The sequence below is a fragment of the Jiella flava genome, from assembly GCF_017349315.1.
Taxonomy (GTDB): domain Bacteria; phylum Pseudomonadota; class Alphaproteobacteria; order Rhizobiales; family Rhizobiaceae; genus Jiella; species Jiella flava.
Window position 1 is genome coordinate 163,334 of the sequence record NZ_JAFMPP010000005.1, and the last position, 14,480, is coordinate 177,813.

The window sequence follows — 14,480 nt, forward strand, 5'->3', positions numbered from 1 at the left end:
CGCCTTAGGCCTTGCGCTGGAGGTTCGGCGCGACGTTGCGATACCAGCCGTCATTGACGGCGTCTGACCAGTCACCCGAGGGGAAGGTCGGGATCGAATGCGGAACGATGTCGGCGAATTTTTTGCGCAGCGCCGGCGAGACGTAATCCCAGCTGACCCCCGGGAAACCGCCGAGCTTGGTCAGGATGGCGGTTTGGATCTCTTCGGTCAGGACGAAATTGGCGAGCTTCAGTGCGGCGTCGCGATTGATGCCGTTGCTGAGCACGATCGCGCGATCGAACCCGCCGCAGAGCGCCAGATCCTGCAATTGGACAAGGCCGGTGGTCTCCGGCAAGACACCTTGGGCGATCGCTTGCAGCACCTGGTCGGACCAGACCGGTGTCATGGTCACGACGCCCTGGGCGAGCAGCTGGATCGACTGGGTGTTGCCGGATGAATAGGCACCCCCATCATACAGCGACGGAGCGATGTCCTGAAGCAGTTTCCAGGCCTTGCCGAGGGCGATGTCGGCCTTGGCCTTGGAGTAGTTGTCGATGGTGAACGCCTTGGGATCGAGGCCGTTGGCCTGATGGATGGCGCGGCGCACGAAATTGCCGCCCGAGCCGCCCTTGTCGGGCCGATTGTAGACGAACTGGCCGGGATGGGCCTTGATCCACTTGACCAGCGCGTCCCAGCTTTTCGGCGCATCGGCGGGTGATAGCTTGGTGGTGTCGTAGGCCAAAAGCACCTGCGAGCCGCGATAGGGCAGGCTGTAGTCGCTGTCGATCGCCAGCGGGTTGACCTTCGAATAGTTGGAAAGCCCGGCCGTCTTCATGTTGACGTAGAGCCCGGCCTCGATGGCGCCCTTCGGCAGGCGCGGATAGCCAGCCTCGAAATAGTCGGCATGCGGATCCGTCTTGGTCTGCATGGCGGCCAGCGCACGCTCGGCAATGGCCTTGATCCCGGCATCGTTGCCGGCATCGACGAGATTGATGGTCGTTCCCGCATTGGCCTTCTCGAAGGCGGGCTTGATGGTGTTGGCCCAGAAATCGAGGATGTTGCTGTCGGCGGCCGTATACCAGTCGATCCGACCCTTTTGGGCGAAGGCCATCCGGGGCAGGAGCACCAGACCGGCCAGCGAGCCGGCCGTCGAAATCAGGAAGCTGCGCCGTTTCATCGTCATCGTTATGATCTCCGGTTGGTGGCCGCTCCGGGCCTTCGGGACGTCGCGCGGCGTTCGTGCAGACAGAACAGCACGGGACGGTTCGGGGATAGGCGCCATATGCCAGCGCCCGCCAGATCGCCTGCACGGCCGTGCAGGACCAACCTGAAGCGCCAGGACGACTAACGTGATTTCTTGAAGCTCTGATGACAGAATTTAATTTGCACGCGCGTGCAAAAAATTCTCACGTCATGACGCAAGGGCGGACCGATTTGCGCCAGACCGGCACCGGTTCGAATATCGCCTGCCGGGGGGCGGTCACCTGTCTGCCGGTCAGGCGGGCGGCCACCTCGGCGGCCATGGCTTCGAGTGGCTGCGCGAAGGTCGTCAGCCGATAGGACTGCCAGCCGGCTTGTTCGATGTCGTCAAATCCGATGATCGAGAGGTCATCCGGGATGCGCAGGCCAAATTCCCGCCGGGCGGTGTCCATGAAGCCAAGCGCCAGAAGATCGGTGGTGCAGAAGACACCATCTGGACCGTTGGAGCGGCCGAACAGCCGTCGCGCGGCCTCGCCGCCGGCCTCGTAGCCGGTGGGGCCCGCTGCGATGACATTGACCTGGCAGGCGGCTGCAGCAGCCGTCGCGACGAAGATTTGCTCGCGCGCGATCAGGCTGGCGGTGTTGGCGGTGGAGGTGACGAGGCCAAGATTGCTGCAGCCTGCGCGACGTAAGAGATAGACCGCCTCGCGTGCCGCCATGGCATTGTCGACGCTCAAATGTTCGCAGCCGGGTAACGCCTCGTCGCGGTTGATCAGGATCACCTGCTGGCCGTTGGCGAGCGCCATCTCGATCAACGACGGGGCGGGCGTGCCGGAGAGGACGACGGTTGAATCGGCACGATAGTGCAGTGTCTGGCGCAGGGCGGAGGACACGCTGTCGGTGTCGCTTTGGGTGTTGATGACGACGGTGATCTTCTTGGCGGCCTGCAGCCGGCGGGTCAGCGCATCGACCATGCCGGCACGGATCGGCGTGGTCATGTCCGAGACGATCAGGCAGACGATGTTGCTCCGCTCGTTCAGCCGCCGGGCGAGGTGGTTGACATGATAGCCGAGGGCTTCGGCCGCTTCCAGCACCTTGCGCCTTGTCGCCTTGGAGACGCTGGCGCCATCGGTGAAGGTGCGCGAGACCGCCGAGCGCGAGACGCCTGCCCGCTCGGCGACCATCTTGGCATTGACGAAGGCCGGCGCCCTGACCTCGCCGTCCGCGCTGTCGTCCTTGGCCATCGCCGCCTCGTCGTTTGGTCGTACCAACGTAATTTGCCAGCTTCGATAAGCGGTTTGTGACAGGTCCGGCAAGATGCCGCGGTGCGAAGCGACGCAGATTGTCCTTCAGGCTGCGGCGGGATCACGCTATACAGCATGATGCCGAAAATCGGGATCGATTTCCGGAACGCACGATGCGTCGCTTCAATGATTGAGAACGTCCTTCGTGCGTCCGATCGGACGCACGGCGCGCAAAGTCCGGCGGCGCGAAGCGCACATGCCGGCAGCTCGGGCGCCCTTCGCCATCCTGCAGCACAAGCTGGTGGTTTGACGCGCCTATCGGCTCTTAAGTCTTCATAGCCGCCTCAACGCGCTGCCGGTGCGCCGAGGCGGGTGGCGGCGCGCTCGGCGATGAGGATGACGGTGGCGTTGAGATTGGCCGAGATCATTTTGGGAAACACCGAGGCATCGGCCACGGCCAGACCCTCGATGCCGTGGACGGCGAAGCTCTCGGGATCGGTCACGGCCATGGCGTCGCGGCCCATGCGGCAAGTGCTCGACGGGTGATAGAGCGTCGAGCAATGGCCGCGAATGTGCTGGACGATGTCCGCATCGGTCCGGCACTCGGCGCTGGGGCTGAGTTCATGGGAGATCAGCGCGGCGAGCGGCGCCGTGGCGGCGATGGCGCGGTTGATCTTCACCCCCTCCACCAAGGTGGCAAGATCGGGCGTTTCCGCCCCGCCGTCAAAATAGCGTGGATCGATGATCGGTGGCTCCAGCGGATCGGCTGACGCAAGGCGGATCTCGCCGCGGCTTTGCGGCCGCTGCAGCACCGCATGCAGGGTGAAGCCGGAGCCCGGATAGAGAAACCGCGCATAGTCGCGATGCGGGCTGACGGCGCCATAAAGTTGGAGATCGGGCTCGGCGGCATAGCGGGTGGTCACATGCCCGCCGGCGGCGACGAAGGGGGACGTGCGCGGACCGGTCCGCCGATCGCGCCATTCGGCCAAGGAGGCGGCGAGGTCCGCCTCGCTCCAGGCGCCGATGCCGAGCGGCGCCTTGGCGGCGAAGGCGATCTGGATGTTGATGTGGTCCTGCAGGTTCTGGCCGACTCCCGGCAGATCGTGCCGCGGCGTGACGCCGGCGGCGGCGAGGTGATCGGCGGGGCCGATGCCGGAGAGCATCAACAGATGCGGCGAGGCGATCGCGCCGGCGGCCAGGATCACCTCGCCCGACGCGTCAAAGCGCACCGGCTCGCCGCGCTCCAGGCCCTCAATGCCGGCGGCGCGGCCATTCTGAAGGCAAATGCGGGTGGTGCGGATGCCGGTCTTGACGGTGAGGTTCGGGCGCGTCAGGGCCGGTTTGAGATAGGCGCCGAACGTTCCCCGCCGGGCGCCGTCCTTCAGGGTGAACTGGAAATAGCCGACACCGTCTTGCGACGCGCCGTTGAAGTCGGCGTTGAAGCGGTGGCCGGCGGCTTCCGCGGCCTCGATGAAGGCGGTCTCGCCAGGATCGCGATAGGGGCTGTCCGCGACATACAGCGGGCCACCGACGCCGTGATACGGGTCGCCGGCAAATTTCGGATTGTCCTCGCCGGCGATGAAATCCGGCCGCACCCGCTTCCAATCCCAGCCGGGACAGCCCATCGCCGCCCAGCCATCATAATCCGACGGCAGGCCACGCAGATAGATCATGGCGTTCATCGATCCCGAGCCGCCGAGCATTTTTCCGCGCGGCCAGAAGATCCGGCGGCCGCGGCAGCCGGGCTGGGGCGCCGTGTGAAAACTCCAGTCGGCGGCGGTGTTGAACAGCGTCGGCCAGTCGGAAGGGATGGCGGCGGTTTCGGGTGGCGCGCCGCCAGCCTCCACGAGGAGCACCCGCCGAGCCGGATCGGCCGATAGCCTTGCCGCAAGAACGCAGCCCGCTGAGCCTGCGCCGACGATGATCGTGTCGAACTCTGCGCGCGTTGCCGTCATCGGCTTCAGCCGCGTTTGGCGCTGAGCTCGTCGGCGGTGACGAGCACCACCTCGCCGCTCAAAATCGGCTTGGCGATGGCGAAGAAGTCGGCGACGGCCGCCGAACCGTTGTGGCGGTCCATGGCGGCTTCGTCGGTGAAGCGCTCATAGGTGGTGAAGCGGCAGGGATCGTCGCGGTCCTGCGCGACGAAGAAGTCGATCGTGTCGGGCTCAGCCGCGCGCACGTGATCGGCGACCGAAAGGAGGGCGTCGGCCATGACGCCCTCCTTTCCGGGTTTCGCCGTGATCACGGCGGTGATGGTGATCATCAGAAGCTCTTCCAGTCGCCCTGGGCCTCGAAGGCGGCCGCCGCCTGATAGATGGTCGCCTCGCCATAATCCTTGGACGCGAGCATCAGCCCGACCGGCAGGCCGTCGGACAGGCCGCAGGGGATCGACATCGCCGGGTGGCCGGTGACGTCGAACTGGCAGGTGGCGCCGACCATCTCGAAGGCCCGCATGATCACCTCCGACAGTGGCGCGTCCTTCTCCGGCAGCTTGGTGGCGACGACCGGCAGGGTCGGCATCAAGAGCAGGTCGTATTGGGCGAAGGCGTCGTCATAGGCCGCCTTCATCCGCCGGGCCAGATTCTGGGCCTTGGCGTAGTAGCGGCCGCGATAATGCGACAGACCCCACTGGCCGACCAGCATCGACAGCTTCAGCGTCTTGGAGAGTTCGTCCGCCCGGTCCGTCCAGGCCGAATGGGCGTCGAGCAGCGACACGTCATACTGACCCTTCCAATTGAAGCCCATGCCGTTGCCGATCATCATCTGGACGACGAGACCCTCGAGCGCGATCGGCTGCCACACGGCGGCGGTCAGCGGGTGTTCGGGCAGCGAGATTTCCTCGACGCTGGCACCCATGGCCGAGAAGCGCTCGGCGCCGGCCTTGACCTTGTCGGCAACGCCGGGCTGCATGTTGGGCAGGTCGAACCCTTCTTTCAACACGCCGATCTTCAGGCCGTCGACGCCCTTGCCGAGCGCTTCGGTATAGGCCGAGACCTTCGGTGCGTATTGGCGCGGATCGAGACCGTCTGCGCCGGCCAGCACTTCCAGCAGCAGGGCGTTGTCGGCGACCGTCGCGGTCATCGGGCCGGTGTGGTCGATGGTGGCTTCGATCGGCATCACGCCGGTATAGGGGACGAGGCCGTAGGTGGCCTTCATGCCGTAGATGCCGCAATAGGCGGCGGGAATGCGGATCGAGCCGCCCTGATCACCGCCGATCGCCATGTCGACATCGCCGGCGGCCACCAGCGCGGCGCTGCCCGAGGACGAGCCGCCGGCCGAATAGCCCATCTTGTGCGGATTGTGCACCGCGCCGGGGTCGGAGGTGTGGCTGCCGCCGGAGAGGCAGAAGTGCTCGCAGACCGCCTTGCCCACGATGGTGGCGCCAGCGTCGAGCATGCGGGTGACGATGGTGGCGTCGATGGTCGGGACGAAGCCCTCCAGCGTCGAGGCGCCGTTCATCATCGGCACGCCGGCGAGCGAGACATTGTCCTTCAGCGCGACGGTCTTGCCGGCGAGCTTGCCGCCCGGCGCGCCCTTGACCTCGCTCTTACAGGCCCAGGCGTTGTACTTGTTTTCCTCGCCATAGGGCCGGTAGCCGGGCACGCGCGGATATTTCACCGGCGCGACATAGTCCGGCAGGGCGTCGACGACGTCATAGGCGTCGAAATTGGCTGCCATCAGTTCGAGATATTCGCCGGACTCTTCGAGCGAAAAGGCCATGCCGAAGGATTCGGCCATCTCCTGAATCCGGGGCGCGGTTGGACGGGTGATAGGCATGACGTCTCCTTTCTCGCGAACGAGCGTTTCCAAGTTGGTGGTGTTGCAGTTCGAACGCCGGGCCGCCGGAGCGAGCCGGCGGCTGTTTAAGCTGCGGTCATCGCGACGTCTCCGGACAACAGCCGCTCCCGGTCGACCTCGCCGGTAATCCGGCCTTTCTGGATCGACAGGACACGGTCGGAGAGGGAGGTGATGAAGTCGAGATTCTGCTCGACGATGATCATCGAGAGCGACCAGCGCCGGCGCAGCGTCTGGAGGGTCTCGATCATCTCCTCGATGATCGAGGGCTGGATGCCCTCGGTCGGCTCGTCGAGGAGAATGAGTTTCGGCTTGGCGCACAGGCACCTTGCGAGCGCCAAGAGCTGCTGTTCGCCGCCGGACAGGGCGCCGCCCCGTCGATCGAGGAGGCGCACCAGCCGCGGGAAGTCCTGAAGCACGCCGTCGATCACCGCCCGGTCCTCGCGCTTGGCGGCGGCGAGCCCCATGCGCATATTCTCCTCGACGCTCAAGGTCGGGAAGATCTCGCGGCCCTGGGGGACGAGGCCGAGGCCGAGTCGCGAGCGCTGATGGGTGGCGAGCTTGGTGACGTCGGTGCCGGCGAAGTGGATGCTGCCGGCGGTGGCGGGAAGACTGCCCATGATGGTGCGCATCAAGGTGGTCTTGCCCATTCCGTTATGGCCGAGAATGCCGAGGAACTCCCCCTCGGCCATGGTGAAGTCGACCCCGGCGAGGATCGGCACCCGGCCGTAGCTGGCGCGCAGGCCCTCGACGGCGAGCAGCGGGCTCATGCCGCCACCTTCTTGCCGAGATAGACGTCGCGCACCCGGCTGTCGGCGAGAACGGCGTCGACACTGTCCTCCATCATGATCCGCCCCTGGTGGAAGACGGTGACTTTCTTGGCGATCATCTTGATGAACTCCATGTCGTGTTCGACGACGATCAGCGCCCGGTTCTTGTTGATCTCGCGAATGATCTCGGCGGTGCGCACGGTCTCTTCGTCGGTCATGCCGGCGGCCGGCTCGTCGAGCAGGATCAGCTCAGGCTCGGCGGCGAGCACGGTGCCGATCTCGACCCATTGTCGTTGGCCGTGGGAGAGCTGACCGACGATCGCCTCGGCGAGATGGGGCAGCATGATCCGCTCCAGGACGTCGTCGACGATCGCCTTGGCGCGGATCGTCGAGGCGTCACGGCGGGCCGCCCGCGCGGCCGCCAGCCAGATGTTCTCTCGCACCGACAAGCCATTGAAGACGTTGGGGATCTGGGTTTTGATGCCAATTCCGAGGCGGGCGATCTGATGGGGCAGATTGCCGGCGATCGGATAGGTGCGAAAGCGGATCCGCCCCTCGCTGGGCGTCAGCTGGCCGGTGAGCATCTTGAAGAAGGTGCTCTTGCCGGCGCCATTCGGCCCGATCAGGCAGCGCAGCTCCATCTCTTCGAGGGCGAAGTTGACGTCGTCATTGGCGACGACGCCGCCGAAGCGCATGGTCAAGCCACGGGTTTCGAGGAGGGGGGGGATGGTGCTCATGAGGCTCACTCCGCGCCGACCGGCTGACCGGCGGACAGGTCGGGGGCGGCGTTTGGCGCCTGGCCGCGGCCCTTTGTGGCAAGGCGCCCGGCACCTTCGAGGAGGAGCCGGATCGTCGGCACCAACCCCTTCGGCAACAAAAGGACGAAGACGATCAGGATCGCCCCGAGCACGAGGTTCGAATTGAAGCTCTGCTGGCTGCCGATCTGCGAGATCAGATACTCGATGATAAAACAGCCGACGATCGGCCCGATCAGCGTGCCGAGACCGCCGATGCAGATCCAGATGATGATCTCGGCCGACAGCGACAGGGAAAAGATCGTCGGCCCCACAAAGGCGCCCCAGTTGACGTAGAGGGCGCCGCCAAAGCCGGCGATCGCGCCGCCGAGGACGAAGACGCCGAGCTTGATGGCGCGCGGGTCGTAGCCGAGCAGCGAGGCCCGCGTTTCGTTCTCGCGCACGGCGATGGCGACGCGGCCGAAGGGGCTGCGCAGGATCAGCCGCAGGCCGATATAGATGGCGATCAGGGCGCCGCCGGTGACGTACCAGGACTGTTCGGGAAACAACACCGAGGACGGGTCGAAGGGCATGTTGAAGGTCGGCACCGCCGGCATGCCGTTGAAGCCGCCGAGCCTGGCCGTGCCGATCTTATAGGCGTCGCCCGCCATCGAGTTGAAGACGTTGAAGAGGATCAGCGTCACGGTGAGGGTGATGACGCCGAGATAGACGTCGCTGATCCGGCCGTAGAAGACGAAATAGCCGAGCGCCAAAGCAAACAGCGCCGGGACAATGATGGCGAGCAGGATCGCAGGGGTGGAGTCGCCGAAATTGATCGCTGCGACCGCGTAGGCATAGGCGCCGAGGCCGAAAAAGGCGGTCTGGCCGAAGCACAGGATGCCGCCAAACCCCCAGATGAAGCCGAGGCTGAGGGCCAGCACCGCCATCGAGGCGAACAGCGTGAACTGCATCAGCTGGAACAGGTCGACCGCGACCGGCATCACCGCGACTGCGACGCAGGCGACGAGGATTGCGACGACCTGCAGGGAAAGCTTGACGGAGGCGGACATGGCTCAGACCGTTCCCTTGAAGAAGCGTCCGGAAATGCCCTGGGGCAACAGGCGGATGAGGATGATAGCGGAGACGAACAGGATGACCTCGCCATAGACCGGCGTGGTGAAATAGGCGCCGAGCTGATTGACGAAGCCAAACAGGCCGGAGGCCGAGACCGTGCCGGAGATGATCGCCGCGCCGCCGCCGACGACGGTGATGAAGGCTTTGGCGACATAGGCGCCGCCCATCACCGGGGTGATGCCCGAGACCGGCGCCAGTACGCCGCCGGCAAGCCCGGTGACCGCCGCGCCCAAAGCGAAGGTCGCCATATAAACCCTTGCCGGATTGACCCCGAGCACGGCGGCCATCTCCGGGTTTTGCATCACCGCCCGGGCGATCAGGCCGAAGCGGGTGTAGCGCAGGACGCCGTAGACCAGCGCCAGCATGGCGATCGCCACGGCGAGCAGAAACAGCGTGTAATAGGAGGTGCGGTAGGCGCCGATGGCAAAGCCGCCGAGCGGCGTCGGCACGCCCTGCATGGTGTTGCCGAAGATCGTCGTCACCAGCCCGATGATGAGCAGGCTGAGCCCCCAGGTGGCGAGCATGGAATCGACCAGCCGGCCATAGAGAAACTGGATCAGGCAGCGCTCGACGACGATCCCGACGAGGCCGACGAAGAGCGGCGCGACGATCAGCATGGCAACGAAGATGTTGACCCCGGCATTGGCCGCGATCACCGCCGCATAAGCGCCGAGCATGACGAACTCGCCATGGGCAAGATTGATGATCCGCATCATGCCGAAAATGATCGCAAGACCGAGGCAGAGCAGAAAGAGCGAGGCGGCGCCGTTGACGACGTTGAGCCCGAGGATGGCGACAAGATCCATGGCGGTCTGATCCGATCGAGTACGAAGGGCGGGTGAGGGCGGCCGATCCGACCGCCCCCGTCCGTCAGGCCTTGATGTCGATGACGTATTGCTGATTGTCCCGCGGATTTTTGATGAGGTTGCAGACGCTCGCGGTGTCCGACGGCGGCACCGCCTTGAAAGTCTCAAGGACGTTCCATTTTCGGTCGTGGACCTGGGCGAGATAGGCGTTGCGGATGGTATGGTGGGTGTCCGGATCGAGCTTCACCTCGCCGCTCGGCCCCTTGAACGAGATGCCGCTCTCCAGCGCCTCGATCACCTTCATCCGGTCGATCGAGCCGGCCTTCTTGACGCCCTCGGCCCATAGATAGAGGCCTTCATAGGTCGCCGCCGTCAGCTCGCTGATATAGGGGATCTGCGGCCAGCGCTTTTTCAGCTTGTCGACGAAATCTTTGCTCTCCGGCGTTTCGAGTTCTTCGAAATAGCCGTAGCAGCCATAGATCCCCTCGCTGACCTTGGCGTCGACCGTCGAGGGTTCGTTGACGAGGCCGAAGGTGGTCGAGGCGATCGGGATCTGGTCCTTCATGCCGGCGGCCTCCCACTGGCGGTAGAAGGAGACATGATTGCCACCGACGAGGGCCGACAGGATCAGATCCGGCTTGGCTGCCTGGATCTTCGAGATCGTCGGGCCGAAATTGGTGACGTCGAGCGGGAAGAAGTCGACCGACAGCACCTCGCCGCCATTGTCGCGCATATATTTGGTCATCCACTTGGCGGTGATCTGACCGTAATTGTAGTCGGCGGCAAGGATATAGGCCTTCTTGCCGCTCTTCTTCATCGCGTAGGGCACGAGCTTTTCAACCGTCTGAGCCGGCGTGGTGCCGGTGCAGAAGGTGTCGCGGTCGCAGACCCCACCCTCATAAAGGACGTTGTAGAAATACAGCACCCGGAAGCGGTCGAAGGTCGGCCGGATCGCCTCGCGCGAGGCCGAGGTGATGCCGCCATGGACGACGTCGACCCGGTCCTTCAGGGCCAGCTGCTGGGCATATTGCGAATAAAGCTGGATGTTCGACTGGGTGTCGTACTGGAACAGTTTGAGCGGCCGTCCGAGCAGGCCGCCGGCGGCGTTGATCTCGGCGATCCCCTGCTGCATCGCCGTCACCATGGTCACGCCCGACGAGGCGATCGCGCCCGACTGATCGAGCAGGCTGCCGACTTTGATCGGATCCTCGCTGCCGAAAGCATAGCGCGTCGAGATGGCGGGCGCGGCAAGCGCCGCCGAGGCGGTCATCGTCGTCTTCAGAAAGCTGCGGCGAGAAATCGTCATTGCGGACCCCTTGTTGACCCGAGAGCGGCGATAGGCGGGGTTATTTGAAATCACATAATTTGAAAAAGCAAATAGTTTTTGCGATGCAATGAGCGTTTAACGCAGAAGCGTGATGTCGAGCCCGTCGACGGCGGCCAAGTGGATCGGCTGGCGCTCGCCGGCGACCGTTGGCGTATCGAAGCCGCGAGCGGTGTTGCGCTGGCAGGCGCGGCCGAGCCGGTCGATGACGGCCGGCACCGCGAGGTCGCCGGCGGCCTCAGCCAAGGCCAACAGGCAGTAGATGCCCTCGTAACAGGACTGACCGAAGGCGTTGGAGGGCGGCGGGTTGTCGCCGAAGCGGGCGTGATAGCGTTCCAGGAAGGAGCGGTTGTTGCGCGAATCCAAGACGCCGAAATAGCCGGAGCTGACATAGAGATTTTCCGTCGCCTCGGCGCCGATGCCGAAGATGACCGTCTCGTCGATGGCCGAGGAAAACCGCAGCACCTTGGCCGCCAGACCCGCCTCGGCGAAGCTGCGGTTGAACGACACCGCCTCCGCGCCGAGAAAATAGGGCACCACCACATCCGCCTGGCTGGCGGTAATCTCGCCGAACAGCCGGTCGTAATCCTCGTAGCCGAACGGCACTAGCCGCTCGCCGACGACCGAGCCGCCGCGTTCGCCGATCAGCCGGCGCGCTGTCGCCAGCGTCTCGCGTGGCCAGACATAGTCGTTGCCGACGAGGAAGTAGCGCTCCGCCCCGCGATTCTCGAACAGCCAGTCGATGCCGGGCTCAAGCAGCTCGCGCGAGGTCTCGCCGACGGTGACGATCGCCCGATCGCGCTCCAACCCCTCAAATTGCGGCGTGTAGATGAATGGCACCCGACCGCCGATGGCCGAGGAGGCGGCGGCCCGCTGGTAGCTCGGCATCATGCCGATCAACGCGTCGATCTCGTCGACATCGATGGAAAAATCCACCGCCTCGGCTGCGCTCATCGCACTTTCGCCGGCATCGATGACGAGAAGGTCGACATCGCCGCCGAGCAGGCCGCATTGGGCGTTGATCTCCTCGATTGCGAGCGTTGCGCAGGCTTCAGCCGAGGGCGCCCAGATCCCGGATGGACCGCTTTGTGGAAGCAACAGGCCGATGCGTCTCATGCGAAACTCCAAGGCACCCGTGCGTCCGAAGGGACGCCTGACAAAGCTCGATCGTTGCGTCGCCCGGATCTCGCGGTCTGCCAATCGCGGCTGGCCCGCGGACCGAGGCCGCCGCACTTCGCGGTGGGAAGGGCCCCAGACGCCGGACCGACGCGACACGGTCGTCGCCGATGGCGACGCATATCTCATGCCAGTTGCGAATCGCCGGCTTTACACAGCGGCTTTGCCGGTGCGCTCGCCTGACGCTGCGCCAATGCGAGCAAATTGAACAAAGTATGAGCAGTTTCATCGACTGTTGCAATTTGATGCGCGGCTTCCGGCCGGCGCCTGCAACCGGTCGGCTCGTGGCGCAAAGCCCGGCCCGCCGGCGGCTGTGGGCAATTGGCGACAGTCACATAAATTGCGTCCCGCGACGACAATTCGAAATTGCAAAACCCGCGCGCGCTGAATATATGAAAATTCTAGTATTCTGGAGATCTCCCATGAATGGCTCGTCCGGGACCGGCCTGATCGGCCTTTCCGAACTCATTGCTGGCGTCAATCGTCGGCTCGACCTCGCCGTCGAGATGCGGCTGAAGCCGGCTGGCGTGCGGATCGAGCAGTATCGGGTGCTCGAAGCCCTGACCCGGCAGGACGGCCAGTCGATGGGCGAGCTGGCCCCGTCAGTCTTCGTCGATCTGCCGACTCTCACCAAGATCGTCGACCGGATGGTTGCCAATGCCCTGGTCTATCGCGCGCCGGACCCAAGGGACCGCCGCCGGGTGCTGGTGTTTCTGTCCGAACGCGGCCGGGAGCATTTCGCAACGCTTCTGCCGGCGGTCGAAACCGAACGTCGACAGGTGATTGACGGCCTCAGCCCAAGCGAGGCAAGTCAACTGACCGCGCTGCTGGCCGGCCTGCTCGATCGTAAGACCTGAGCGGGTACTGGTGGGGCAGAGCGATCGAGAGTGGACGCTGGTGCTGTCTGCGGATTGCAGCATCGGCCCGAAAATCGGAATCGATTTTGGGACAGCACGATGCTTAGAATCAGGAAGATCGCGCGTCCTTTATGCGTCCTGTCGGATGCGCGGCACGCTAAGACGGTCGCCTGACGAAATCGCACATCCTTTGCGGGCGGCGACCGGCGGGACCGGGAGGGACGACAGAGCGTGACCGTGAACATCCTCGTCGTCCTGGTCGCGATCGCCGCGGCGGCAATCCTGCTCGCCCCGACGCTGCGCGCATCAACCCGCTGGCGCGCCACGGTGACGCCGCTCGCCTCGATCATCGGCAGCGGCTTTCTGGTTTCGGTGCCGCTGCTCGCCCGGTCGGTCGGCGATTTCGCGATCGTCGCCATGGCCGGGCTGATCGCCGCCTCCTTCGGCATCGGCGCGGTGCTGCGCTTCAACATCGCCCATGTCGAGCCGCTTTTGGCGGACCCGGCCAAGGCAGCCCCGTTTCGCCTGACGGTCGGGCTCGAACGGCTGTCGCATTTCGTCCTCGCCTTCGCCTATTTCGTCTCGGTCGCCTATTATCTCGTGCTGCTCGGCAACTTTCTCTTGAAGGGCGTCGGCATCGAAAGCGCTTTCGGCGCCAAGCTGGTCGCCACCGCGATTCTGGGCTCGCTCGGCATTCTCGGCCTCGTCAAAGGGCTCGGCATGCTCGAAAATATCGAGGAATATACCGTCGGCCTCAATCTCGCGGTGATCGCGGCACTGCTCGCCGGCCTCGCCTTCGACAATGGCGCGGCGCTTCTTGCCGGGACCTGGCATCTGACCGGCGGCGCACCGCAGCCGAGTTTCGATACGCTGCGCATGGTGCTCGGCCTGTTGATCGTCGTCCAAGGCTTTGAAACCTCGCGCTTTATGGGCGACGAATTTGACGCGCCCACCCGCATTGGCACCATGCGCAACGCCCAGCTGATCGCCGGGGCGGTCTATCTGGTCTTCTTCGCTTTGGTCACCACGCTGTTCGGCGATCTTGGCGAGGACGAGGGGGTGGCGGCGATTGTCGGCCTCGTCTCCCATGTCGCGCCGATCCTGCCGTTGCTTCTCGTCGTCAGCGCGGTGGCGAGCCAGTTCAGCGCCTCGGTGGCCGATTCCGTCGGCGGCGCCGGGCTGATCGAGGGCATCACCAGCGGCCGGCTCACCTCGCACGTCACCTATCCGCTGATTGCCGGCGTCGCCATTGCGGTAACTTGGGGCACGGACGTCTTCCGGCTGGTGACCCTCGCCTCCCAGGCCTTCGCGCTGTTCTACTGCGTCCAGTGCGGCGTCGCCGTGACGTTGGTCTGGTGCGATCGCCGTGCCGCGCACCGGACGACGCGCCTCGCCCTCTTCAGCGTCGCCGCGCTCTTCTGCCTGGCGGTGACGGTGCTTGGCATTCCGTCAGGGTGATGC

Annotated in this window: 13 protein-coding genes; 2 read left to right on the forward strand and 11 right to left on the reverse strand. The window is 64.9% G+C overall.

All coding sequences use genetic code 11. The annotated features are described in order from the left end of the window. Positions 1-4: 4 nt before the first annotated feature. From J1C48_RS07995 to J1C48_RS08045, 11 genes are all read right to left on the reverse strand, one after another. Positions 5-1,156 carry an extracellular solute-binding protein gene (locus tag J1C48_RS07995; protein ID WP_207257381.1) on the reverse strand — a complete coding sequence of 384 codons (1,152 nt, stop codon included), beginning with the start codon at positions 1,154-1,156 and terminating at the stop codon, positions 5-7. Between the two features lie 229 nt (positions 1,157-1,385). Next, complete coding sequence (locus tag J1C48_RS08000; protein ID WP_207257302.1) at positions 1,386-2,423, reverse strand: LacI family DNA-binding transcriptional regulator; 1,038 nt, start codon at positions 2,421-2,423, stop codon at positions 1,386-1,388. A 344-nt stretch (positions 2,424-2,767) separates the two neighbouring features. Continuing rightward, complete coding sequence (locus tag J1C48_RS08005) at positions 2,768-4,378, reverse strand: GMC family oxidoreductase (RefSeq protein WP_207257303.1); 1,611 nt, start codon at positions 4,376-4,378, stop codon at positions 2,768-2,770. 5 nt (positions 4,379-4,383) lie between these two features. Continuing rightward, the gene (locus tag J1C48_RS08010) at positions 4,384-4,686 is read right to left on the reverse strand and encodes a putative quinol monooxygenase (RefSeq protein ID WP_207257304.1); all 303 of its coding nucleotides are present in this window, start codon (positions 4,684-4,686) and stop codon (positions 4,384-4,386) included. Next, positions 4,686-6,200: an amidase gene (locus tag J1C48_RS08015; protein ID WP_207257305.1), complete on the reverse strand. Its 1,515-nt coding sequence runs from the start codon at positions 6,198-6,200 to the stop codon at positions 4,686-4,688. The genes J1C48_RS08010 and J1C48_RS08015 overlap by 1 nt, the downstream gene beginning before the upstream one ends. An 86-nt stretch (positions 6,201-6,286) precedes the next feature. Next, positions 6,287-6,988, reverse strand: coding sequence for an ABC transporter ATP-binding protein (locus J1C48_RS08020; protein WP_207257306.1), 702 nt, complete (start codon positions 6,986-6,988; stop codon positions 6,287-6,289). Continuing rightward, positions 6,985-7,725 carry an ATP-binding cassette domain-containing protein gene (locus J1C48_RS08025; protein WP_207257307.1) on the reverse strand — a complete coding sequence of 247 codons (741 nt, stop codon included), beginning with the start codon at positions 7,723-7,725 and terminating at the stop codon, positions 6,985-6,987. The genes J1C48_RS08020 and J1C48_RS08025 overlap by 4 nt, the downstream gene beginning before the upstream one ends. Positions 7,726-7,730: 5 nt before the next feature. Further along, positions 7,731-8,792: an ABC transporter permease subunit gene (locus J1C48_RS08030; protein ID WP_207257308.1), complete on the reverse strand. Its 1,062-nt coding sequence runs from the start codon at positions 8,790-8,792 to the stop codon at positions 7,731-7,733. Positions 8,793-8,795: 3 nt separating this feature from the next. Next, positions 8,796-9,662, reverse strand: a complete 867-nt coding sequence (locus J1C48_RS08035; protein WP_207257309.1) for a branched-chain amino acid ABC transporter permease — start codon at positions 9,660-9,662, stop codon at positions 8,796-8,798. A 64-nt stretch (positions 9,663-9,726) separates the two neighbouring features. Then, positions 9,727-10,968: an urea ABC transporter substrate-binding protein gene (locus J1C48_RS08040; protein WP_207257310.1), complete on the reverse strand. Its 1,242-nt coding sequence runs from the start codon at positions 10,966-10,968 to the stop codon at positions 9,727-9,729. Between the two features lie 96 nt (positions 10,969-11,064). Continuing rightward, positions 11,065-12,102 carry a substrate-binding domain-containing protein gene (locus tag J1C48_RS08045; RefSeq protein WP_207257311.1) on the reverse strand — a complete coding sequence of 346 codons (1,038 nt, stop codon included), beginning with the start codon at positions 12,100-12,102 and terminating at the stop codon, positions 11,065-11,067. A gap of 482 nt (positions 12,103-12,584) precedes the next feature. On the opposite strand from J1C48_RS08045, the gene J1C48_RS08050 reads away from it, so the two are divergent. Beyond that, complete coding sequence (locus J1C48_RS08050; protein ID WP_207257312.1) at positions 12,585-13,019, forward strand: MarR family winged helix-turn-helix transcriptional regulator; 435 nt, start codon at positions 12,585-12,587, stop codon at positions 13,017-13,019. 231 nt (positions 13,020-13,250) lie between these two features. Beyond that, positions 13,251-14,477, forward strand: a complete 1,227-nt coding sequence (locus J1C48_RS08055; protein ID WP_207257313.1) for a hypothetical protein — start codon at positions 13,251-13,253, stop codon at positions 14,475-14,477. Positions 14,478-14,480: the final 3 nt, after the last annotated feature.